General features: G+C 67.5%; 11 protein-coding genes. 7 read left to right on the top strand and 4 right to left on the bottom strand.

Features of this window, described 5'->3' with window-relative positions; genetic code table 11:
• Nucleotides 1-151: 151 nt before the first annotated feature.
• Both PCA10_RS24970 and PCA10_RS24965 read right to left on the bottom strand, forming a co-directional pair.
• Nucleotides 152-2,362 (bottom strand): Ig-like domain-containing protein, encoded by a 2,211-nt coding sequence (locus PCA10_RS24970; RefSeq protein WP_016494870.1) that lies wholly within the window; start codon nt 2,360-2,362, stop codon nt 152-154.
• Nucleotides 2,363-2,404: 42 nt separating this feature from the next.
• Nucleotides 2,405-3,700 (bottom strand): hypothetical protein, encoded by a 1,296-nt coding sequence (locus PCA10_RS24965; protein ID WP_016494869.1) that lies wholly within the window; start codon nt 3,698-3,700, stop codon nt 2,405-2,407.
• 387 nt (nt 3,701-4,087) lie between these two features.
• Here PCA10_RS24965 and PCA10_RS24960 point away from each other — a divergent pair, with 387 nt between their 5' ends.
• From PCA10_RS24960 to PCA10_RS24950, 3 genes are all read left to right on the top strand, one after another.
• Nucleotides 4,088-5,500, top strand: a complete 1,413-nt coding sequence (locus tag PCA10_RS24960; protein WP_016494868.1) for a sensor histidine kinase — start codon at nt 4,088-4,090, stop codon at nt 5,498-5,500.
• 5 nt (nt 5,501-5,505) lie between these two features.
• Nucleotides 5,506-6,936 (top strand): sigma-54-dependent transcriptional regulator, encoded by a 1,431-nt coding sequence (locus PCA10_RS24955; RefSeq protein WP_016494867.1) that lies wholly within the window; start codon nt 5,506-5,508, stop codon nt 6,934-6,936.
• Nucleotides 6,937-7,127: 191 nt separating this feature from the next.
• Nucleotides 7,128-7,661 (top strand): response regulator, encoded by a 534-nt coding sequence (locus tag PCA10_RS24950; RefSeq protein ID WP_016494866.1) that lies wholly within the window; start codon nt 7,128-7,130, stop codon nt 7,659-7,661.
• Between the two features lie 107 nt (nt 7,662-7,768).
• Here the strand turns inward: PCA10_RS24950 and PCA10_RS24945 are convergent, their stop codons facing one another.
• Nucleotides 7,769-8,959 carry a type II secretion system F family protein gene (locus PCA10_RS24945; protein ID WP_016494865.1) on the bottom strand — a complete coding sequence of 397 codons (1,191 nt, stop codon included), beginning with the start codon at nt 8,957-8,959 and terminating at the stop codon, nt 7,769-7,771.
• Between the two features lie 5 nt (nt 8,960-8,964).
• The gene (gspG, locus tag PCA10_RS24940; RefSeq protein ID WP_016494864.1) at nt 8,965-9,390 is read right to left on the bottom strand and encodes a type II secretion system major pseudopilin GspG; all 426 of its coding nucleotides are present in this window, start codon (nt 9,388-9,390) and stop codon (nt 8,965-8,967) included.
• Between the two features lie 162 nt (nt 9,391-9,552).
• Here gspG and PCA10_RS24935 point away from each other — a divergent pair, with 162 nt between their 5' ends.
• The 4 genes from PCA10_RS24935 to PCA10_RS24920 all read left to right on the top strand — a co-directional run bounded on the left by PCA10_RS24935 (nt 9,553) and on the right by PCA10_RS24920 (nt 25,100).
• A complete protein-coding gene (locus PCA10_RS24935; RefSeq protein ID WP_016494863.1) occupies nt 9,553-10,176 on the top strand; it encodes a lytic transglycosylase domain-containing protein in 624 nt (207 codons plus the stop codon).
• 376 nt (nt 10,177-10,552) lie between these two features.
• Nucleotides 10,553-16,339 carry a manganese-oxidizing multicopper oxidase MnxG gene (gene mnxG / locus PCA10_RS24930; protein ID WP_016494862.1) on the top strand — a complete coding sequence of 1,929 codons (5,787 nt, stop codon included), beginning with the start codon at nt 10,553-10,555 and terminating at the stop codon, nt 16,337-16,339.
• Nucleotides 16,340-16,777: 438 nt separating this feature from the next.
• Nucleotides 16,778-22,495, top strand: a complete 5,718-nt coding sequence (gene mnxG, locus PCA10_RS24925; protein WP_016494861.1) for a manganese-oxidizing multicopper oxidase MnxG — start codon at nt 16,778-16,780, stop codon at nt 22,493-22,495.
• Between the two features lie 694 nt (nt 22,496-23,189).
• On the top strand, nt 23,190-25,100 hold the full coding sequence (locus PCA10_RS24920) for a YncE family protein (protein WP_016494860.1): 1,911 nt from the start codon (nt 23,190-23,192) through the stop codon (nt 25,098-25,100).
• The last annotated feature ends 2 nt before the right edge of the window (nt 25,101-25,102 follow it).

The raw sequence follows: 25,102 nt of genomic DNA, 5'->3' as shown, positions 1-25,102 counted from the left end.
GACGCCCACTCGGTAATGAGCTGAATCACCGAAATGAAAGCCCCCTCGCACCAGATTGCCTATCCACCATGAACCAACCCCCAGCCATTCGTGACTACCCCCAAAAAACCCAGCCGCATGGCGCGGCCGGGGGACAACTGGAGCAGAGCGATCAACGTACGGTTATGGGCCCGGTACGCACACCGCCAAAGGTGGAGCGCACGGTGACGCTGGGGTTGGCCGAGGGCACCACGGCGGTGGAGTTGTTCACCGACAGTTTCCATTTGCCATTGGCACTCGGAGCTGCGGTGCCCAGCAGGACTACGCCCTGGGTGCTGCTGACCTCGATGCGGATCTGGTTGCCCTGGGGCCGCGAGGTGGTGCCTTCGAAGTCCCAGGAGTAGCGGTTGTTGGAGCCCGCCTTCACGTCGGCCTTGTTGATGGCCAGGGTGTCGGCGGCCACCGCCGGGTTCACCGTGACCGTGACCGTCGCCGGGGTCGAGGTGGCGCCGATGGAGTCACGGGCCTGGTAGGTGAAGCTGGCGGTAAGGGTGGCGGTCACGCTGGCCGGCGGGGTGTAGGTCACGGTGGTGCCATTGGTGGCGACGGTGCCTCTGCCTGCGGGCGGCGGGGTCAGGTTGACCACCGTCATGGGGTTGGCTTCCGGATCGGCGTCATTGGCCAGCACGTTGATCGTCACCGGCGCGCCGGCGTTGGTGGTGGCGGTGTCGTTGGCCACTACCGGCGGCAGGTTGGGCCGTACGGTGATGGTCACGGTGGCCGGGGCGGAGAGGGCGCCCTGGTTGTCGCGGGCCTGGTAGCTGAAGCTCACCACCTGGGTTGCCGCCACCTGGGCCGGCGGGGTGTAGATCACCGAGTTGATGCCGCTCGGTACCAGGGTGCCGAGACTGACGCTGCCGAGGTTGGCGACGGACAGCGGCAGGTTGACGTCCGGGTCGCTGTCGTTGGCGGTCAGCACCAGGGTGAGCGGAACGCCCGCGCTGGTGCTGGCGCTGTCCGCGTTGGCCACGGGCGGTTGGTTGGTCGGCTGGCCGGGCGGTGTGCCTTCTATTACGACGAACTCGCTGTCGCTGCCGCCGGCGGCGGATTTCACCGTGATCCTGGCGGGCGGTTGCTCGACGTTGGCGGCCACCAGGCGCTGGGTCGTGCCGCTGACCTGCAGCAGGGGGCCGAAGCCTTCGGCCACCAGGGTCGGCACTTGCAGCTCGTCGCTGGAGCGGGCTTCCACGGTCAGCGTCTTGTTCGCCCAGGAGTAGCGCGCCTGGCTGACCTTGACGATGTCCACCAGCTCCTGGGTCTGGGTGGTGGCCGCGGCGTTGGTGGTGCTGTCCTTGGCGGTGATCAGCACGAAGGGCGGCAGGCTGGCCGGGGCCTGGTCCTGGCCGAAGAACAGGCCGTTGCCATTGCCGGTCATTTCGAACTGGCAGGGCGACGGCGGGTCGCCCACCAGGTCCAGGCTTTCGCGGAAGCACAGGGTCGCGTTGGGCGTGGAGTTGGCGAACACCGAGATCCAGGTGCGCTGGGCATCGCGGCTGTAGGTGGCGCGGTCGACGCCGACTTCGCTGGCGATGCCGCCGGTGAACAGCTTGCCGGAGAGGTTGAACAGGCTGCTCTCGGCGACCAGGCCGTTGGGGCCTTCGATGCGCACGAAGTTGGTCCCGAACGGGCTGCCGGTCACCGGTTCGGCGAGGTTGGGGTCGCCCACGAAGCTCTCCAGCTCACCGGTTTCCGGGTTGGTTTCCTGGTAGGGGCCGCCGACGCGGGTGAGGAAGGGGCCGACGTTGCCAGCCAGGGCGCCGTTGAAGTCGCCCGGCGCGCCGATGCCGATGTCGCGGGTCATGTTGATCGCGCGGCGACCCGGTGCGGTCACGGTGAAGGTATCCACGCCGTAGGGGTGGATGACGCGGTAGGTGCCGGCCACCGGCACGTTCACCCGGATACGGATGCGCGCGAAGCTCTGCTGGTCGCCCAGGCGCGGCACTCCGTTGGCGAAGGCGGCTTCGATACCGGCGACGTAGACGTCCATCGACAGGCCGTTGCCGGGGTCGGCGATGCTGGTTTCGGCGAGCATCCAGAAGCTTTCGTCGGGGAAGTTGCCGGGGAAGGCGATGGGCCGGGTTTCATCGAAGATGCCCGGATTGGGCAGCAGGGTGCACATGAAGTTGCCGGGTGCCCGCGAGCTGACCGCCTTGGACAGGCACAGCTCCAGGGGCACGCCCAGGGTGTCCTGGTACCAGCGGGGGAAATAGCCACTGGCGGCGGTGTGGGGACCGGGGTCCACCGCCGCCAGCTGGGCTTCGGCGACCGGGATGCCGACGAGCAGGCCCAGCGCCATGCCGAGTATTGCTGGCCATTTGAACATGACTGCCTCCGTTCACTCGCGCGCGGCGGGTGATTGTTGTTCTCAGGGGAGAATCAGGACTTCTTCGGTATCGGAACCGCCGTTGGCCGAGAGCACCTGCACGTTGGCCGGTGGAATGCTGGCGACCGGCAGTTGCAGGCGGCCGCCCACCAGCGGGCCGAGGCCCTCGGCGCTCAGCGCCGGCTGGCCGGACTGGTCGCTGGAGCTGGCTTCCACGGTCAGCAGGCCGCTGCCCAGGCTGTACTCGGCGCGGCTGATGGTCACCAGGTCCACCAGTGGCGCGGACTTGCTGGTGACGGTGCTGCTGGGAATGGCCGTGCTGTTGTCGGCGCTGAAGGAAACGCTGCCGTTGGCCGTGGGGCTGGCGGCGGACTGGCCGTACCAGGCGCCGGTGGCGCTGCCGTGCATCGGGCCGCTGGCGCCGGCGGTGTCGGTGTAGGTCTGGGTGGCGGGAGCCGGCGGGGCCAGGGTGAAGTAGTCCTGCTGGGTGGCCGTCGACGAGCCGCCACGGGAGTAGGTGGCGCGCTCCACGATCAGCGGAGTGGGCAGCGGCACCTGGGAGAGCTTGCCAGAGATGGCGAACTGCTGGGTTTCGGCACGCAGCCCGTTGGGGCCTTCGATGCGCACGAAGTTGGTCCCGAAGGGGCTGCCGGTGACTTCCTCCAGCAGGTTCGGGTCGCCGATGAAGGTCTCCGGCAGGTTGCTGACCGGGTTGGTTTCTACATAAGGGCCGTTCACCGAGCGCAGGAAGGGGCCGATGTTGCCGGCCAGGGCGCCGCTGAAGTCGCCCGGCGCGGCGATGCCGATATCGCGGGTCAGGTTGATGGCGCGGGTACCGGGGGTGTCCACGGAGAACACGTCCACACCATAGGGGTGGGTGATGGTGTAGGTGCCGGCCACCGGCACGGTCACGCGGATACGGATGCGCGCGAAGCTGACCTGTTCGCCCGCCGCCGGCAGCTCGCCGCTGAAGGCGGCCTCCACGGCGGAGACATAGAGCAGGTCGATGCCGGTGGCGGCGTCGGTGATGGCCGCGTCGCCGGTGAACCAGAAGGCTTCGTCGGGGAAATTGGTGGGGAACACCACCGGCTGGGTTTCGTCGAACACCCCCGGCGTCGGCAGCAGGTTGCACATGAAGGAGCCGGGGACGCGGCTGCTCTGGGCCTTGGACAGGCACAGGTCCAGGGCTCGGCCGTGGCTGTCCTGGTACCAGGCGGGGAAGAAGCCGTTGACCTCGGTGAGGGTCGTCTGATCGACCGCGTAGAGACCGGCCATGGCCGGGGCCACCGTGAGTCCGAGCAGAAGCGGGAGCGCGAGTGTTGGCAGTGCGTTGTGCATGGTGTCGCCCTTCCAGTCGATGAACTTTGCCGTTTGTCCGGCACCGATGAGCGCAGGGCTCTTCGTTGACAATCCGAGGGCGCAAACCCCATGCCAGACGGCTTCGGCCGCTCTGCCTCGCGGTCGGAGTCTGAAACATCTTGAAATAGGTCGTCCCCAATGCTGGTGGGCATTGGGGGCAGGTTCCCCAGAACTGGGGGGAAAGTGGGTGCGCAAGTGGGGAAAACCGTGGGCCTACCGTTCGGCGACCGCCGAGCGGTAGAGCCGTGAATGGCGGGGCCTGCGCTATAACTACCCGGAGTCGGCGCAGGAGTTGCCGGCCGAGCCGGCGGCCCCTTTTCCGCGCGCATTGCGAGCGAGCCGACGGTTTCCCAAGGGGAGGTATCGATGAAGATTGCGCTGGCGAGCAAGCCCTTCAATCTGTTCCGCTGGTTTTCCCTGGTGAGCCTGGTGATCATCCTGGTGGTCGCCATTCTCCTTGGCTTGGCCGCGACCCGATTCCTCATGAGCGAGAGCATCGACCGCGATGCCATGCTCAGCGCCCAGTTCATCAAGTCCATCGCCGACGTCGAAGTCATCCACGGCAACTTCTCCCCCGGCCTCACCCTGGGCGAGTTTCTCGACAAGCGCGTGGATGGCGCCCGTCTCGGGGTCTCCCACGAACAGCTGGTGAAATCCCACGAAGAATTCTTCGACCACATCGTGCGCCTGCCCGACGTGCTCCTGGCCAACGTCTACGCCCCCGATGGGGTGGTGATCTGGTCCACCAACCCGAAACTGGTGGGCGGACGCTCCCTGGAGCAGGCCAAGCTCAACGAGGCGGTGAAGAGTCGCAACACCGTGACCACCGAGCACCACGGCCCCGACAGCTGCCCGGCCGAGGGCTTCTTCATGAAGGTGCCCCACAGCCTCTACCTGGAAAGCTTCATCCCGCTGCTGGACAGCCGTGGCGAAGTGCTCTCGGTGATCGAGATCTACAAGGAGCCGGTGGACCTGATCGCCCGCATGAACCGTGGCTTCATCCTGCTCTGGATCGCCACCGCCCTGGGTGGCGCGGCCATCTACCTCAGCCTGTTCTGGTTCGTCCGCCACGCATCGAGGCTGGTGGAAGACCAGCAGCGCCAACTGGTGGAAAGCGAAACCCTGGCGCTGCTCGGCGAGATGTCCACCGCCGTCGCCCACAGCCTGCGCAACCCGCTGGCGTCGATCCGCTCCAGTGCCGAGCTGGCGCTGGAAGTGGACGAAGGCCCGCTGCACAAGAACCTCGGCGACATCATCACCCAGGTGGACCGCATGTCGAAGTGGGTGCGCGAGCTGCTGATGTCGGCCCGCCCGCTGTCCGGCGACCAGGAGCCGGTGGACCTCACCGCCGCGCTGGAAGAAACCCTGGCCGCGTACGAGCCGCAGATCCGCCATGCCGGCATCGAGGTGGACTGGCAAACGCAGACGGCGCCACGGGTGGTCAGCCACCCGGTGCTATTGCAGCAGTTGCTGGGCAGCGTACTGTCCAACGCCATCGAAGCCATGCCGCGCGGCGGCAAGCTGGCCATCCGCCTGGCGCCGGACGCGCGCCGCCGCTTGCTCACCCTGACCATCAGCGACACCGGCGCCGGCATGTCGCCGGCCATGCTGGAGATGGCCTTCAAACCTTTCCACACCACCAAGCGTGGCGGTCTGGGCGTCGGCCTGGTGCTGGTGCGCAAGATCGTCGAACGCTTCGGTGGAGCAGTCAGCATCGATAGCCGGGAAAACGCCGGAACCGACGTGCACCTGACCTTCAGGGCCACGGCAGGGGGATAACACACATGGGCAACAGCATTCTGATTGTCGAAGACGACGAGATACTGGCCGACAACTTCTGCACCTACCTGCAGCGGCGCCAGTTCGACGTGATGGTCTGCAGCTCGGCCGAGGAGGCCCTGACCATCATCGAGGCGCAGCACCCGGACCTGGTCCTCACCGACTACTGCCTGCCGGGCCTCAGCGGCTGCGAGCTGATCAGCCGGGCCCGCGCCATGGACGAGCAGCTCAAGCTCATCATGATCACCGGCCACGGCAATGTGCAGGGCGCGGTGGAAGCCATGAAGGCCGGCGCCAGCGACTACCTGACCAAGCCGGTGGCCCTGGCCGAGCTCAAGCTGGTGGTGGACAAGGTGCTGGAGGCGCGCCGGCAGGAGCAGCGCCTGTCCTTTTACCAGCAACGCGAAGCCCAGGACTCCGGGCTGACCGGGCTGATCGGCGATTCCGAACCCATGCGCAACATGAAGGACATGGTGCGCCAGGTGCTCAATGCCGAGGAACGCATGGCCGGCGAAGACCTGCCCGTGGTGCTGATCGAAGGTGAAACCGGCACCGGCAAGGAACTGGTGGCCCGCGCCCTGCACTTCGACGGCGCGCGCAGCAAGGGACCCTTCGTCGAGTTCAACTGCGCGTCGATTCCCTCGCACCTGCTGGAAGCCGAACTCTTCGGCCACGAGAAGGGCGCCTTCACCGATGCCAAGGACCGTCGCGTCGGCCTGGTGGAAGCGGCCGACGGCGGCACCCTGTTCCTCGACGAAGTGGGGGAGATCGACCTGCTGCTCCAGGCCAAGCTGCTCAAGCTGCTGGAAGACCGCACCATCCGTCGTCTGGGCTCGGTGCGCGAACGCAAGGTCAACCTGCGGATCATCAGCGCCACCAACTGCAACCTCGAGCAGATGGTCCAGGAGGGCAAGTTCCGCCGCGACCTGTTCTTCCGCCTGCGCATCATCACCGTCAAGGTGCCGCCCCTGCGCGCCCGTGGCGACGACATCCTGACCCTGGCCGAGCACTTCGTCAGCCAGCACGGCAAGCGCTACGGCAAGCCGGGGCTGCGCTTCAGCCAGGAAGCCAAGGCCGTGCTCAAGGGCTACAGCTGGCCGGGCAACGTGCGCGAACTGCGCAACATGCTGGAGCAGACCGTGCTGCTGGCGCCGGGCAACCTCATCGGCCCGGAACAGCTGACCATCTGCCGTGGCCTGCTGGCGGGTGCCGGGGTCATGGAAGCGGCCATGCCGCTCATGGCCGGCAGCGGCCTGGGGCTGGAGGACGAGAACATGAGCCTGTCCGACGCCGAGCGCGACCTGGTGGTGAAGGTGCTGGGCAAGACCGACTGGAATATTTCCAAATCCGCGCGCATGCTCGGGCTCACCCGCGACATGCTGCGCTACCGCATCGACAAGCTGGGCCTGGAACGGCCCGATCGCCAGCAGCACTGAAAATGCCCCGAATAAGGGAGATTCCCCGACCAAGGTCGGGGAAACGGGAGCTGGTGAAACTTATGCGTCGATCTAGACTCTAGGAATCATTGGCCCTGGCGGGTCAATGCAGCCTTGGCTCGGAACGTGCAAGGATGCAAGCAGCGGCCAAGTGGGTCGCCGTCCGAACTCCTCACAGGGGAGCAGCCGCAGTGTCGAAGAAAGTACTGATAGTCGACGACGAAGAGATCCTCGCCGCGAATTTCCAGACCTACCTGGAAATGCTCGGCTGCGAGGTGCGCACCGCCGCGAGCGGTGCCATCGCCCTGGAAAAGGTGGTGGAGTTCAAGCCCGAGCTGGTGGTGCTCGATTACCGCTTGCCGGACATGACCGGCTTCGAAGTCTTCGATGCCATGCGCACCCTGCACAGCTGTGAAGCGGTGCTGATGACCGCGCACCCCAGCATCGAAGTCTGCAACCGCGCCATCGAGCGCAATATCGAGATCATCCTGCTCAAACCCTTCCCCCTGCCCGAGCTGGGCAGCGTGGTGCTCCACGGGCTGCCCAGGGGCGCCCGGAGCGAGACGCAGGAAACCGCCAGGCCCGCCGAACAGGTGGACCGGCGCCGGGGCGGCGATGTGGCCTTCCCCCTGAAGCTCTACGACGGCGCCTGGGTGCTTTCCGATCGGCGCCGACCTGCGGCCGATGCCGAGGCCCCGCTGAGGCAGGCCAAGAAAGGCGCGTGATATCGCGTCGAGAAAAAAGCCCCCGTCTTCGGGGGCTTTTTCATGGGGCCTGGGTGGATGCTCGAAACCTACTCGCAGGATGGGTAGAGCGTGCGAAACCCATCGATTCACTGGATGCTCGACGCCAACTCGAAGATCGGGATGTACATCAGGATCACGATCACCCCGATGATCAGGCCGATGAAGGTCATCAGCAGCGGCTCGAACAGGCGCACGAACCATTCGATCCAGCGGCTGGTTTCCTCGTCATGGAAGTCGGCGGTGCGCTCCATCATTTCCCCCAGGTTGCCGGACTGTTCGCCGGCCCGGAGCATGCGCAGCGACACGGGCGTCGCCAGGCCGTGTTCCTCCAGCGCGCGGGACAGCGCCTGGCCCTCGCGGATGCGCGCGGCGGCCTGGTCCAGCCGTGGGCGCGAGGCGGCGCCGAGCAGGCCGCGGACCATGGCGATGGCGGTGAGGATGGGAATCCCGCCCTGCAGCAGGATGCCCAGGGAGCGGTAGAAGCGCGCCAGCTCGTAGATCTGGATGCGCTCGCGGATCGTCGGCACGCGCTCCATCTGGCGGGCCAGGGCGCGGCGCACGTTCTCCTGGCGCAGCAGCAGCACCAGCGCCACCAGCGCCGCCACGGCGCCGCCGAATACTTCGGCCTGGTGCGAGTGGAGGAACAGCCCGCTGTGCAGCAGCACCTGGGACAGCCAGGGCAGGTTCTCGCCGAGGCCTTCGAACACCAGGGCGAAGCGCGGTACCACGTAGCCCACCAGGAATAGCAGCACGCCGCAGCCCACCATGAACAACAGCAGCGGATAGACCGACGCGCTGATGATCTTCTGCCGCACCTCGTCCATCCGCGTGCGGTAGGCCACGTAGCGGCCCAGGGCATCGCCCACCGCGCCGGTCTTTTCGCTGGACTGCACCAGCGCCACGTAGAGGGCGGGAAAGATCGCCGGGAACTGCGCCAGGGACTGGGACAGCGACTTGCCCTCGTAGAGCAGCCGCACCAGGCCGTCGAGCACCTTGCGCGCCTGCATGTCGGCTTCCTTCTCGGCGAGGCTTTCCAGGGCGTCGATCAACGCCAGGCCGGCGTTCAGCAGGGTGGTCAGCTCCTGGCTGAACAGCAGCAGCGGGAACACCTCGCGCCGTCGCCAGGCGCGCGGCGACCAGCCCCGTTCGGCCTGCAGGGCGAGCACTCGCAGGCCCTGGGCTTCGGCCTGGCGGCGCGCCTCGTCCTGGCTCGCCGCCTCCACCACCAGGGCCACCACCCCGTCCGGGGCCCGCACCGCCTTCACCTGGAAGCGCATGGCGGTCACTGCCAGCTGGTGACTTCGGCGTTCTCGCCGTCACCGCCGGGCTGGCCGTCCTTGCCCAGGGTGAGCAGGTCGAAATCGCCGTTCTCGCCGGGGGAGCGGTAGACATAGGCGCGGCCCCAGGGGTCCTGGGGCACGTCCTTCTGCAGGTAGGGGCCGGACCAGCGCGGCTCGTCCGGCGGCGCGGCCACCAGCGCGGTCAGGCCTTGCTCGCTGCTGGGGTAGCGGCCCACCTCCAGGCGATAGATGTCCAGGGCCTTCACCAACCCCTCGATCTGCGCGCGGGCCACCTTGGTCTCGGAGCGGCCCAGCTGATTGAAATACTTCGGCGCCACAATGCCGGCCAACAGGCCGAGCACCACCAGCACCACCAGGAGTTCGAGCAGGGTGAAGCCTTGTTCGGGTCGACGACGACGCATGTTCATGGGAGCCTCCGCTGCGGGTCACTGCAGGTGGCTATGCAAGAGCTGTGCACGACGAGTGGGCGAGGGGGCTGACACATCACCCGGCGATTTTTCCGGCACGTGCTTTGCTGACGGTACAGCACCGAGCAACCCCAAGGGCCAAGGCCCGGCTGGGAGAGAACAATGATCAAAGTGCCCGTCCTGGTGCTGTCCTGCATCCTTGCAAGCACCTCCTTCGACGCCCCTGCGGACATCTACCGGGTGGTCTCCGCCAACGGCAGCATCACTCTTACCAACATCCAGCGCAGCGACCGCAAGCTGGTCCGCGTGGCCCGCGAGAAACCCTTGCGGGTCAAGGCGCCCGCGCTGGTCCAGGTGCCCCGCGAGAGCCACTCCACGGCGCCGCGCTACGCCCTGATCGTGGCCCAGGCGGCCTTCGACTACGACCTGCCGGCGGAGCTGCTGCACGCGGTGATCAAGACCGAATCCAACTACGATCCCGCGGCCCTTTCGCCCAAGGGCGCCGCCGGCCTGATGCAGCTGATGCCCGCTACCGCGCGGGACCTGGGCGTGCAGGACGTGTTCGACCCGGCCGCCAACGTGCGCGGCGGCGCGCGCTACCTCAAGCGCCTGCTGAAGATGTTCGACAACGATCTTTCCCTCACCCTGGCCGCCTACAACGCCGGTCCCGGCGCTGTGCTCGCCTATGGCAGCGCCATCCCGCCCTATCCCGAAACCCAGCGTTATGTGCCGAGTGTCCTGGGGCATTACCAACGCTTCCAGGCCGACGCAAAACGTCCCCGTTAGTGGGGGATTCCCCAGAAGCGGGGGCGATTCCGGACCCCGGTCGGGCCACTTGTGGGGGCGAATTCATTCGCGATTGAAATCGCTCCCTCACCTCCCTGTAGCCGGATGCGAACCGGGAAAACTCCAACCGCAGTCCCCGGATTTCATCCGGGCTACCTACCTGCCGCAAACGCCTCCGCCCGCCGCACTTCCCTCAAGGGGAAATCGGGGAATCGGGGGGGAAGCGGGGGGGATCAGGTTGTGAGTAAGCCGGATATTTCGCTCGCTTTGGTTGCAAGTCATTGAATCTGTTTGTGTTTTCATGATGGCGCGCGCATTGCTCTGGTAGTCCTGCCCTCTTCTGGCACCCATGCACCTGATACCGAGGTCAGCCAAGATGAACCGGACCAATGCTAGCAACCCTACCAACCCCACTCGCCCGGTCGCCCCCGGGGCGCCCTCCCTTCTGGGTGGCGTGCTCCTGCTGGGCGCGGCCCTCTGCGGCGAGGACGCGGTCGCCGCTGCGCGGTGCGAGCGCACCCTGGTGGCCGAGGTGGTGGCCCTGGACCAGCCGCTGATGTTCAACCGCCTGGGGGCGCAGAACATCAACGGCATGATGTTCGCCCTGCGCCGCGACGTGGTGGACAGCAACGAGGTGCCCCTGCATATGGGCGGGGCGGCGCTGCCCGGGCAGGTGGCGCTGCGTCCGGACAAGCGTCCGCGCCCGCTGGTGCTGCGGGTGGCCCAGGGTGACTGCCTGCAGGTGAACCTGCAGAACCTGCTGGCCCTGCAAGCCAACCCCAATACCCGGGGCGGCGACGAGCACCTGGTGGGCGAGCTGCACGTCGACGCCCAGGTGGCCGACCGCCATGTCGGTTTCCAGGTCAACGGCCTGCAGGCGGTGAACGGCATCGACGACATCGCCACCCATGCCGGGCGCAACCAGAACAGCCTGCTGGCGCCGGGCGCCAGCCGCACCTACACCCTCTATGCCGAGCGCGAAGGCGCCTTCGCCGTGAGCAGCTACGGCGCCACCTTCGGTAGCGAGGGGACGGCCGGCAACGTCGGCAACGGCCTGTTCGCCCAGGTGGTGGTGCTGCCCAAGGGTGGGCGCACCTACCGCAACACGCTGACCGAGGAGGAGATGCGCCTGGCCACCACCGGCCGCACTCCGGCCGGCCAGCCGATCATCGACTACGAGGCGCGCTATCCCCAGGGCGAACCCTGGATCAGCGAAGGCAAGGCCGGATCGCCGATCCTGGCCATGGTCGAGGGCAACCAGATCATCGCCGGCAACAGCGACGCCATCGTCATGGGACCCAATGCCGATGGCAGCTTCCCACCCTCGACCTACGTGCTGGAGGGATACGGCAAGCGCAACCCTGCACTGCCCAACCGCCTGGAACCGTTCCGCGACTTTGCCGTGGCCTTCCATGACCAGTCGGCGGTGACCCAGGCCTTCCCCGGCTACTGGATCGACCCGGTGTTCGGCCACGTGCTGGCGCCGACCCGTGACGCCTTCATGGTCAACTACGGTTCCGGCGGCATGGGAGCCGAGGTGATCGCCAACCGGCTTGGGGTAGGTCCCATGCACGACTGCCTGTCCTGCGCCTACGAGGAGTTCTTCCTCAGTTCCCACAGCGTGGGCGACATCGCCATGCTGGTGGACGTGCCGGCCAACGTCGGCCTGGAGGGGCTGGTTCCCGGCCAGGTGCCGCCGGCTGAGGGCATCGGGATCAAGGCCAGCATGGCGCTGTTCCCGGACGAACCGTCCAACATCAACCACAGCTACATCGGCGACTTCGTCAAATTCCGCAACATCAGCATGGGCTACGAACAGCACGTGTATCACCTGCATGGCCACCAGTGGCTGTTCAACCCCAATGACGACAATTCCGACTACATGGACGCCCAGGGCATAGGCCCGGGCTCGGGCTACACCTACGAGATCGCCAACGGCGGCTCGGGCAACCGCAACCGGGTGGCGGGCGACGCCATCTACCACTGCCACTTCTACCCGCACTTCGCCCAGGGCATGTGGGGCATGTGGCGCATCCACGACGTCTTCGAGCCCGGCACCCGCCTGGCCGTTTCCGGGGACGGCGACCAGGGTTTCCACACCGCCGCCTTCGCGCTGCGCAGCGGCCTGCCTGCCCCCGGGGCCCGGGCCCTGCCGGATGGCGAGATCATCGCCGGCACGCCGATCCCCGCCATCGTCCCGCTGCCGGGCAAGGCCATGCCGCCCATGCCGGGCAAGGTGGCCGTGGTGCCCAAGTTCGGCGAAGCGCTGGTCGCCGCCAACGACGAGGGTGACTTCCAGCCGGAGCGTCCTATGGTCGGCTCGGTGGCCCTGGTTGACCGCAGCGAGGCCAACCGCAATGCCGACGGCAGCCTGAAGAACCCCGGCTTCCCGTTCTGGATCGGCGGTATCGAAAGCACCGTCGGCCAACGTCCGCCGACGCCGCCGCTGGATATGCTCGATGCCGCCAAGGCCCAGGCCCTGCGTGATTCGGGCGACGCCCTGTGGGCCAACCTGGACCCGGCCCAGGCCGGTGGCTGGGACGGCGGCCTGCCGCGCCACGCCCTGGAGGGAATGGCTGCCGGCGGTGCGGCCGAGGTGGTGAGCAGTGCGCTGGACATGTCCAAGGTGGTCCATCGCGCCAAGGCGGTGTTCTTCCCCGAGGAGGGTACCGACGTCGAGCAGGCGGCCATGGCCTACCACGCCAAGGCCGAGCACCCCAGCTTCGCGGTGCTGCCCAGCGGCGCCGTGCAGCCCACCGCGTTCCGCACCAACGGCGCCCTGCCGGTACCTGGCGCGCCTTACTACGAACCCTGCATGGACGACACCGGCAAGCGCCTGACCCAGGCGTCGGCCATGGGTCGCTACAACAGCGGCGAGTCCCTTAACGGCCAGACCTTCACCGGCGCGTCCAGCTTCACCGCCGACCGCCCACGGGTCTACAAGGGCGCCAACATCCAGTTCGACGCGGTGTTCAACAAGGTCGGCTATCACTTCCCGCAGACCCGCATCCTCACGCTCTGGGAGGACGCCTGGCCGGTGATCACCAAGCAGCAGCCACCGGAGCCGCTGGTGATGCGGATGAACACCTTCGACTGCACCATGTACCACCACACCAACCTGATCCCGGCCGTCTACGAACTGGATGACTTCCAGGTCCGCACCCCCACCGATGTAATCGGCCAGCACATCCACCTGCCCAAGTGGGACCTGACCGCCGCCGACGGTGCGGCCAATGGCTGGAACTACGAGGACGGCACGCTCTCGCCCGCCAGCGTGGTGGAGCGCATCCACGCCATCCGCGAGTACAACCACTGCACCGAGGGCGACGCCCGCGACGGCACCGCGGATTGCCCGCAGGCCAAGCAGCACCCGTACTTCGGCCAGTTCGGCCGTACCGACTGGCTGGGCGCGCGGACTACCCTGCAACGCTGGTTCGCCGACCCGGTGGTGAATGTCTACAACGTCGACCGTGGCCTGGGGAACATCTTCACCCATGACCATTTCGGCCCCTCCACCCACCAGCAGCTTGGCCTCTACGCCACACTGCTGTCCGAGCCGGCGGGCTCCAGCTGGTTCCACGCCGAAACCGGCCAGCCGCTCTACAACGGCCGCGCGGACGGTGGCCCGACGTCCTGGCAGGCGGTGATCAGCACCGGCGACCTGGACGGCGACGGCAAGAACGACAGCTTCCGCGAGTTCTTCCTCGAGTACAGCGACATGCAGCACGCCTACGAGGCCGGAGTCTATGTGGGCGCCGGGCCCGACGGCATTCCCGATGCCGGTGCCTATCCGACCTCCGTGGACAGCTTCCGCTACGCCATCAACCCGCCGGTGCGGCAGTTCAGCGCCAACCTGCTGGAGTCGACGGTGGAAGCGGCCGGCGCGGTGTTCGGCTGTCCGACCCGGCCCTGCCCGCAGGCGATCAGCGCCGATGACCCCGGTATGTTCGTGGTCAACTACCGCAATGAACCGGTCGGCCTGCGCATCTTCGACCCGAACAAGCTGGCGCCGGACGGCAAGCCGGGCATGCAGGCAGACGGCCTGGCCGGCGACCTCGCCTTCGCCCTGCAGACCCGTACCGACCGAGCCATCCCGGCGCTGAACCTGGCCCCCGGCGCGATCAGCTCGGCCACCGGCCCCACGGGTGGCACGACCACCTTCCCACCCCATATCAACCTGGCCGGCGACCTGCCCGGCGACCCCTTCACCCCCTTGCTGCGTACTTATTCCGGCGACAACGTGCGCCTGCGGGTGAATGCTGGCGGTCATGAAGAGGAGCACAACGTCACCCTGCACGGGGTCAAGTGGCTGCACTCGGGTACCGGCTTCGGCAGCAACTCCAATTCCGGTTGGCGTGCGTCGCAGATGGTCGGCATCTCCGAGCAGCTAGGTTTCATGGTGCCGGTGACCATGATGTCCGGTAACACCAGCTACGAGGCCGCCGACTACCTCTACTCCATGGACGCCGCCCTGGAGGGGTACTGGAGTGGCATGTGGGGCGTCATGCGCAACTACACCGCCCCGCGCAGTGACCTGTTCCCCGTGCCGAACAACCCTCGGCCGGTGTCCTCTCGCAACACCTCCGCCTTCGACGGCGTGTGCCCGCGCATGAGTCCCAACCCCAATGGCATCGGCACCCGCACCACGGTGCAGCGCAACTACGAAGTGGTGGTGGCCCTGGCCAACGACATCCTTGCCAACCCCCTGGGCCTGGCCATCGGCGACCCCGCGGGCGCGGGCCAGCATGTGGGCGGGCCGCTGAATCCCCAGGGCGGCACCCTGGTGTTCAACCCGCGCCCGTTGGCCATCCCCGAGGTCACGGTGATCGACGAAGAGGACGGCGAGGTGTTCACCATCGGCGGGCAGAGCGGCCCGCTGCATGACCCCACCGCCATCCTCTACGTGCGCAAGGCCGATCTCGATCCACTCACCGGCAAGCTCAAGCCCGGTGTGCCGATCGAGCCCCTGGTGCTGCGCGCCACCGCCGGCGACTGCATCAACGTCACCCTGGAGAACCGCCTGCCGCTGGTGATGCCGGACCTGCCGAACCATGCCGTGATGCAGGGCCTGGTCAAGCGTGACCGCAACGGCGCGCAGGGCTCCACCACCTTCAACAACAACCTGATGCGGCCCTCCAGCCATGTCGGCCTGCACGCCCAGTTGCTGGCCTACGACATCACCCGGTCGGATGGCTTCAACGTCGGCATCAACCCGGTGCAGACCGTGGCGCCGCGCAGCGGGCAGGGCGCCTATCCGACCCGCAGCTACCAGTACTACGCCGGGCACCTGGAGCGCGAAGGCAAGCCGGTGACCCAACTCGGCCGCAGCGTCGACAAGATCGACGCCTACCCGATCGAGTTCGGCGCGCTCAACCTGCTGCCGGCCGACCCGATCAAGCAGGGCCAGAAGGGCCTGGCGGGGGCCATGAGCGTGGCGGCCCAGGGCGCCACCTGGACCGAGGACGCCAGCATGCGCGCCGCCGCCACCGTGCAGCCGTTGAACGGTACCGCCTACCGCGACTTTTCCCTGGTGTTCCACAAGTCGCTGAACATGCGTTGGGCCGATGGCTCGCCGGTGGAGAACATGGCCTCCGAAGGCCTCGGTATTCCCGCCGATCCCAAGGACAACTCGGGCATGGCGGTGAACTACCGCAGCGAGCCGTTGTGGTACCGCTTCGGCCTGGCGCCCGACGCGCCCTTCGGCCACGCCCAGGGCAATGGCCTGGCGGATGTGCCCAACGCGCACATGGCCTACAGCAACGCGCTGGTGGGTGGCGACCCGGTGACCCCGGTGCTGCGGGTCAAGCCCGGACAACCCTTCCGCACCCAGGTGACCATGCCGACGGGTGGCAGCCGGGGCATGACCTTCCAGCTGGATGGTCACGTCTGGCCCTTCAATCCCTATGTCTCGGAGAAGAACGATATCTGGGGGCTGCCGCAGAAAAACGCCGGGGTCGGCTCCATGCGCTTTGGCCTGAACCCCATCGCGGTGTACATCGGCGCCCAGGAGAGCGTGCTGCCGGCGGCCCACTTCAGCCTGATGTTCCCCAGCGCCGGGGGTGCCAACGCCATCGCGGGCGACTACCTGTTCCGTGACTACGCCGCGTTCGGCAACCTCGGCGGACTCTGGGGGTTGCTGCGGGTGACCAATGAGCAGGAGTGAGATGGTGGGATTGGGCCGAATGTGGGGGGCTCCCCCGTGGGTGGATGTCGCTTTTCACATCCACCATCGGTGCCTGGCCGAAGCCTGAATGGTGGACTGGCGGAGCGTGGTCCACCCGGCTGATTCCAATTCATCACCCCACCTCGCCACCCGCGGCGACCCAATGCCCTCCCCAGCAATCCCCAATCACCCGAAAAGTCGGGGAATTCGGTGGGGAATCGGGTGGGGGAAATACTGGCATTTTTGCGTTTTGCGTTAGCAAGTCGATGAACTTTAAGGCTTTTTTATAATGGCACAGGCATTGCTCGGATAGTCCTGCCCGCTTTGGCACCCATGCACCTGATACCGAGGTCAGCCAAGATGAACCGGACTTTCTCGTCGAGCCGCGCAAACAACCATACCCCAGGGGCATCCCTTTCCCTGGGTGGCGTCCTGCTGATGCTGGGCGCGCTCTTCGGCGGCGATGACACCGTCGCGGCCGTGCAGTGCCAGCGCAACCTGGTGGCCAACGTCGTGGCGCTGGACCAGCCGCTGATGTTCAACCGCCTGGGGGCGCAGAACATCAACGGCATGATGTTCGCCCTGCGCCGCGACGTGGTGGACAAGAACGAAGTGCCCCTCAGCCAGGGGGGCGCGGCGGTGCCCGGCGAAGTGGCGCTGCGTCCGGACAAGCGCCCGCGCCCATTGGTGCTGCGGGTGGCCGCAGGCGACTGCCTGACCATCAACCTGCAGAACCTCCTGGCCCACCAGGCCAACCCGCGCAACTCGGAAGACCCGCTGTTCAAGAAGGACGAGCAGGTCGCCGACCGCCATGTCGGCTTCCAGGTCAACGGCATGCAGGCGGTCAACGACATCGGCGATATCGCCACCAATGCCGGGCGTAACCAGAGCAGCCTGATCCCGCCGGGCGGCAGCCGCAGCTACACCCTCTATGCCGAGCGCGAAGGGGCCTTCGCCGCCACCAGCTACGGCGCCACCTTCGGCGGCGAGGGCACCGGCGGCAACACCGCCAACGGCCTGTTCGCCCAGGTGGTGGTGCTGCCCAAGGGCGCGCGCACCTACCGCAACGTGATCACCGAGGAAGAAATGCGCCTGGCCACCACCGGCCGTACGCCCGCCGGCCAGCCGATCATCGACTACGAGAAGCGCTACCCGCAGGCCAAGCCTTGGGACGAGGAAGGCAAGGCAGGGCTGCCGGTGATCGCGATGATGGACAACGGCGAGATCATCTCCAGCGATACCGATGCCGTCATCATGGGCCCCAATCCCGATGGCACCTTCCCGGCCACCACCTACCCGCTGGAAAGCTACGGCAAGCGCAACCCGGCGCTGCCCAACCGGCTGGAGCCCTTCCGCGACTTCTCCTCCGTGTTCCATGACGAGAACGCCGTGGCCCAGGCCTTCCCCGGCTACTGGAACGACCCGGTGTTCGGCCATGTGCTGGAGCCGACCCGTGACTCCTTCATGATCAACTACGGTGCCGGCGGCATCGGCGCCGAAGTGGTGGCGAACCGCCTGGGCGTCGGCCCCATGCACGACTGCCTGTCCTGCGCCTACGAGGAGTTCTTCCTCAGCGCCCATGTGGTAGGCGACATCGCCATGCAGGTGGATGTGCCGGCCAACGTCGGCCTGGAAAGCATCCTCCCCGGCCAGGTGCCGCCGCCCGGCACCACCGGGGTCAAGGCGACCATGGCGCTGTTCCCCGCCGAGCCGTCCAACGTCGCCCACAGCTACATCGGCGACGCGGTGCGCTTTCGCAACACCCACAACGGCTACGAGCAGCACGTGTTCCACCTGCATGGCCACCAGTGGCTGTTCAATCCCAATGACGACAACTCCGACTACATCGACGCCCAGGGCATAGGCCCGGGTTCGGGCTACACCTACGAGATCGCCAACGGTGGCTCCGGCAACCGCAACCGCACCGCCGGCGACGCCATCTACCACTGCCACTTCTACCCGCACTTCGCCCAGGGCATGTGGGCCATGTGGCGCGTCCACGACGTGTTCGAGGAGGGCACCCGCCTGGCGGTCTCGGACGAGGGGGACGACGGCTTCCACAAGAAAGCCTTCGAGCTGCGCAGCGGCCTGCCCGCGCCGGGCGCCCGCGCCCTGCCCGATGGCGAGATCATCGCCGGCACGCCGATTCCCGCCATCGTCCCGCTGCCGGGCAAGGCCATGCCGCCCATGCCGGGCAAGGTGGCCGTGGTGCCCAAGTTCGGTGACGAGCTGGTAGCCGCCGTTGATGACGACGATGAAGAAGGCGACGACGATTCCGAGCATGGCGGCGAACGCGCCGCCGTGGGCTCGGTGGCCCTGGTGGACCGCAGCGAGGCCAACCGCAACGCAGACGGAAGCCTGAAGAACCCCGGCTTCCCGTTCTGGATCGGCGGCATCGAAAAAACCGTCGGCCAGCGTCCGAGCACCCCGCCCCTGGACATGCTCGATACAGCCAAGGCCCAGAGCCTGCGTGACTCGGGCAACGCCCTGTGGGCCAACATCGACCCGGCCCAGGCCGGCGGTTGGGACGGCGGCCTGCCGCGCCACACCCTGGACGGCGTGTCCGCCGGCGGTGAGGCCGAGGTGGTCACCAGCGCCCTGGACTTCTCCAAGGTGGTCCATCGCGCCAAGGCCGTGTTCCTGCCGGAGGAGGGCACCGACGTCGAGCAGGCGGCCATGGCCTATCACGCCAAGCCCAGCCACGCGAGCTTCGCCGTGCTGCCCGGCGGCGCCGTGCAGCCCAGGAATTTCCGCACCAACGGCGCCCTGCCGGTGGCCGGTGCGCCGTACAACGAACCCTGCATGGACGACACCGGCAAGCGCCTGACCCAGACCTCGGGCCCGGGCCTGTTCAACAGCGGCGAGTCCATCAGCGCCCAGTCCTTCAGCGGCGCCTCGGCCTACACCGCCGACCGTCCACGCGTGTACAAGGGCGCCAACATCCAGTTCGACGCGGTGTTCAACAAGGTCGGCTACCACTTCCCGCAGACCCGTATCCTCGCCCTCTGGGAGGACGCCTGGCCGGTGATCAACAAGCAGCGTCCGCCGGAGCCCCTGGTGATGCGGATGAACACCTTCGACTGCACCATGTACCAGCACACCAACCTGATCCCGGCGGTGTACGAGCTGGATGACTACCAGGTGCGTACGCCCACCGACATCATCGGCCAGCACATCCACCTGCCCAAATGGGACCTGACCTCCGCCGACGGTTCGGCCAACGGCTGGAACTACGAGGACGGCACCCTGTCGCCGGCCAGCGTGGTGGAGCGCATCCACGCCATCCGCGAGTACAACCATTGCACCGAGGGCGATGCCCGCGACGGCACCCAGGATTGCCCGGTGGCCAAGCAGCACCCGTACTTCGGCCAGTTCGGCCGCGCCGACTGGCTGGGTGCGCGGACCACCCTGCAGCGCTGGTTCGCCGACCCGCTGATCAACAGCTACAACGTCGACCGTGGCCTGGGCAACATCTTCACCCATGACCACTTCGGCCCTTCCACCCACCAGCAGGTCGGCCTGTATGCCACCGTGCTCACCGAGCCTGCCGGCTCCAGCTGGTTCCACGCCGAAACCGGCCAGCCGCTGGGCAGCGGCCGCGCGGACGGCGGCCCGACCTCCTGGCAGGCGGTGATCGCCACCGGCGACCTGGACGGCGACGGCAAGAACGACAGCTTCCGTGAGTTCTTCATGGAGTACAGCGACTTCCAGCACGCCTACGAGGCCGGGGTCTATGTGGGCGCCGGGCCGGACGGCATCCCGGATGCCGGTGCCTACCCGACCTCCCAGGACAGCTTCCGCTACGCCATCAACCCGCCCGTGCGCCAGTCCGGTTCGAACCTCTTCGAGTCGGTGCGCGAAGCGGCCGGCGGCGTACTGCCGGGCTGCCCGAGCCGGCCATGCCCGCAGGCCATCTCGGTGGATGACCCCGGCATGTTCGTCGTCAACTACCGCAACGAACCGGTGGGGCTGCGCATCTTCGACCCCTACAAGGTGGCCCCGGACGGCAAGCCCGGCATGCAGGCCGACGGCCTGGGCGGCGACCTCGCCCATGCCCTGCAGACCCGTACCGACCGTGCCATCCCGGCACTGAACATGGCGCCCAGCGCCATCACCTCGGCCACCGGGCCCACCGGCGCCAGCACCGCCTTCCCGCCGCACATCAACCAGGCCGGCGACCAGCCGGGCGACCCCTTCACCCCGATGCTGCGGGCCTATTCCGGCGACAACGTGCGTCTGCGCATGCATGCCGGCGGCCACGAGGAGGAGCACAACGTCACCATGCACGGCGTGAAGTGGCTGCATTCGGGCACCGGCTTCGGCAACAGCGGCAACTCCGGGTGGAAGTCCGCGCAGATGGTGGGCATCTCCGAGCAGTTCGGCTTCGTCGCCCCGGTGGCCATGATGTCCGGCAACACCAACGTCGAGGCGGCCGACTACCTGTACAACATGGACGCCTCCATCGAGGGCTACTGGAACGGCATCTGGGGCGTGATGCGCAACTACACCCAGCCGCGCACCGACCTCTATGCGCTGCCCAACAACCCGCGCCCGGTGTCCTCGCGCAACACCTCCGCCTTCGACGGCGTGTGCCCGCGCACCAGCCCCAACCCCAACGGCATCGGCACCCGGACCACGGTGCAGCGCAACTACGAGGTGGTCGCGGCGCTCGCCAACGACATCCTCGGCAACCCCCTGGGCCTGACCATCGGCGATCCGGCCGGGGCCGGCATGCATGCCGGCGGGCCGTTGAACCCGCAGGGCGGCACCCTGGTATTCAACCCGCGGCCGGTGACCATCCCGCTGGCCACAGTGGTCGACGAGGAAGACGGCGAGGTGTTCACCATCGGCGGCCAATCCGGCCCGCTGCATGACCCCACCGCCATCCTCTACGTGCGCAAGGCCGACCTCGACCCCACCACCGGCAAGCTGAAACCCGGTGTACCGGTGGAACCCCTGGTGCTGCGCGCCGCCGCTGGCGACTGCGTGAACATCACCCTGGAGAACCGCCTGCCGCAGGTGATGCCGGACCTGCCGACCTATGCGGTGATGCAGGGCCTGGTCAAGCGCGATCGCAACAGCGCGCTGGGCTCCACCACCTTCAACAACAACATGATGCGGCCTTCCAGCCATGTCGGCCTGCACACCCAACTGCTGGCGTACGACGTGACCAAGTCGGACGGCTTCAACGTCGGCATCAACCCGGTGCAGACCGTCGAACCGCGCGGCGCGGCGGGCGGCGCCTGGCCGACCAAGAGCTACAAGTTCTACGTCGGCCACCTGGAGCGTGAGGGCAAACCGGTGACCCAGCTCGGCCGTAGCGTCGACAACATCACCGCCACCCCTATCGAGTTCGGCGGCTTCAACCTGCTGCCGGCCGACCCGGTCAAGCAGGGCCAGAAAGGCCTGGCCGGCGCCATGAGCATCGCGCCCCAGGGCGCCACCTGGGTCGAGGACGCCGGCATGCGTGCCGCCGCCACCGTGACGCCGTTGGCCGGTGCGACGCCGTACCGGGACTTCTCCCTGGTGCTGCACAAGTCGCTGAACATGCGCTGGGCCAATGGCCGGCCGGTGGAGAACATGGCCTCCGAAGGCTTCGGCATCCCCGCCGACCCCAAGGACAACTCGGGCATGGCGGTGAACTACCGCAGCGAGCCGCTCTGGTACCGCTTCGCCAAGGCGCCGGACGCGCCCTTCGGCCACGCCCAGGGCCAGGGTTGGGGCGACGTGCCCAACGCGCACATGGCCTACAACAACGAGTTGGTGGGTGGCGACCCGGTGACCCCGATCATGAAGGTCAAGCCCGGCCAGCCGTTCCGCACCCATGTGACCATGCCGTCGGGCGGCAGCCGTGGCATGACCTTCCAGCTCGATGGCCACGTCTGGGCGTTCAACCCCTTCCTCTCCGAGAAACTGGATGTGTGGGGCTATCCGCTGAAGAACGCGGGGATAGGCTCGACCCGCTTCGGCCTGAACCCGGCGGCTCTCTACATCGGTGCCCAGGAGAGCGTGCTGCCGGCGGCGCACTTCAGCCTGTCGATTCCCAGTGCCGGTGGGGCCAATGCGGTGCCGGGGGACTACCTGTACCGGGACTACGCGGCATTCGGCAACGTGGGTGGGGTGTGGGGGTTGTTGCGGGTGACCAATGAGCCGTAATGGGGAGTTGGGATTGGGCTGAATGTGGGGGCGAGTTCATTGGCGAATGAGTTCGCTCCCCACGTAGGGTGGATGTCGCTTTTCACATCCACCATCGGTGCCTGATTGAACCTCGAATGGTGGATCGGTGGAGCGTGATCCACCCTACGGCTGATTCCGGTTTATCGCTGAGTGGGTTGCGGGTTTTTGTTTCGCCCTCCCGGGCGACTCCCTTTGGCAGTCGCCCCAAAGGAAGCAAAAGGCTTGCCCCACCATCCGGGTTTGTCTTCGCCAAACTCCCCTCATTCCATCGCTGTTCCAGGGGCACGGCGCGAGGGGCCATCCATGGCCCCACGCGCCTCTCGCGGCATCCATGCCGCTCAACCCCTTCCACAGCAATTCCACTCGGCCTGCTGAAGGGGCGCTTAGCGCGGCGTCATCATCGTTGCTTCGTTTCAGGCCGGCGTGGGCACCACTTTGTAGCTCGTAGGATGGGTCGGGCGGCGTTCCGCTGAGCGAAGCGATACCCATGCGGAAAGGGCTGATGGGTATCCGGACCGCTCCCCGCCTTCCCCCAAAAGAGGGGAAACAGGTGGGGAAAACGCCTTCCCCACGCTTTCCCCAATTCACAACCTGTTGAATCCAAAGCCATTTGGCCAATGGCACAGGCATTGCTCTTCCCGCAGGGTGAGGTTCTTGAAGGGAAGGACGCCAGATGAATGCCCTGCAGAAAGCTTCCACCCTGCTGCTGTTCAGCGGCCTGCTGGCCGTCCCCGTGACCGCCGCCGAAGCGCCGGCCGGGGTTGCCCAGCGTCTGGTGCGCGACGGTGTGGCCATCGAGTTCGAGGCCCGGCCGCTGGGCAGCGACGGGGTGCTCACCGAGGGCATGTTCGCCGATATCCGCCTGCGCCTGACCGACGCCACCACCGGCGCGCCGCTGGCCGGGCAGACGCCGGGGGCCTGGATCGACCAGGCGTTGCCGGACGGCCAGGCCGACCAGTGCAAGGTGCGCATCGGCACCTACCTCAAGGGTGTGCTCAGCGCGCGGCCGATGGTGGACCTCAACAGCTATTACCTGGTGGTGATGAACAAGGATTCCGCCCTCACCGTGATCGACCCGGTGACCTCGGTGGGCGGCATCACCAGTACCCTGGCCCGCGTCGCGCTGAAGCGTCCGCCCATGGACTGGGTGGCCAGTGCCGACGACCGCCTGCTCTACGTTTCCATGCCCAGCGCCGGCGAGGTGGCGGTGGTGGATACCGCCGAGTTCAAGGTGCTCGGCAACCTGCCCGCCGGTGCCGAGCCGGTGCGCGTGGCGCTGCAGCCCGACGGTCGCTACCTCTGGGTCGGCAATAACGCCCGGCGTGGCGAGGAGGGCGGCGTCACAGTGATCGACACCCAGAGCCGCAAGACCGTGGCGACCCTGGCCACCGGCGGCGGCCACCACGAGATCGCCTTCAGCGCCGACTCGCGGCACGCCTTCATCAGCAGCCGCGATGCCGGCCGGGTCACGGTGGTGGACGTGGCCAGCCTGAAGAAGCTCAAGGACATCGAGACCGGTTCGAGCCCGCTGTCCCTGGCCCTGTCGCCGCTCTCCGGCGCGCTCTACGTCAGCGATGGCAAGGCCGGCAGCATCACCGTGATCGACGCCAGCAGCCTCAAGGTGCGCAAGGTGCTCGAGGTCGGCCAGGGCGTGGGCCCGCTGCGCTTCACCCGGGACGGTCGCTTCGGCCTGGCGCTGAACAGCCTGGAGGACCAGGTGCTGGTGCTGGACGCCGGCAGCGACGAGATCGTCCAGCGCGCCGAGGTCACCGCCGAGCCCTACCAGCTGGTGTTCACCCGTGCCTATGCCTATGTGCGCGGCCTGGCGTCGCCCAAGGTGAGCATGATCAACCTGGAGTCCCTGGGCAAAGGCAAGCAGATGATCGTCCAGGGCTTCGATGCCGGCCCCGCGGCGCCCAAGCTGGCCGGCGACCTGCCCCTGGCCGATGGCCTGGCCCAGGCCCGTGACGACGGCGCGGTGTTCGTGGTCAACCCGGTGGACAACACCACCTACTTCTACATGGAAGGCATGAACGCCCCCATGACCGGCTACCTCAACCGTGGCCATACCTCCCGCGCCGCGCGGGTCATCGACCGCAGCATGCGCGAGGTGGAGCCGGGCCTGTTCAGCAGCCGTGTGAAGTTGCCCGCGCCGGGCCGCTTCGACATCGCCGTGCTGCTCAACCAGCCGAAGGTCGCCCATTGCTTCAACGCCGAGGTGCAGCCCAACAAGGCCATGGCCGCCCAGCGCAGCAAGCCCCGGGTGGAGTTCCTCATCGACCAGCCGCAGGTGATCGCCGGCGCCCCGGCCAAGGCCCGCTTCCGCATCGTCCAGGGCGGCGGTGAGCAACCCCGGGCGGGCATCGCCGACCTGCGGGTGCGCTACTTCCAGGCCCCGGCCTCGCGGCCCCACGAAGTGGCGGCGGTGGAGGTGGGCGAGGGCATCTATGAGGCACCCCTGGCGCTGGACAAGGCCGGCGCCTACTACCTGCACGTGGGCTCGGCCTCCCTGGGCATGGCCTTCGGTACGCAACCCTACGCCAGCCTGCGCGCCGTCGCCGCCCAGGCACAGACCACGCCATGAGG

The organism is Pseudomonas resinovorans NBRC 106553 (assembly GCF_000412695.1).
Classification (GTDB): domain Bacteria; phylum Pseudomonadota; class Gammaproteobacteria; order Pseudomonadales; family Pseudomonadaceae; genus Metapseudomonas; species Metapseudomonas resinovorans_A.
This window is presented reverse-complemented; position numbering and strand designations above follow the sequence as displayed.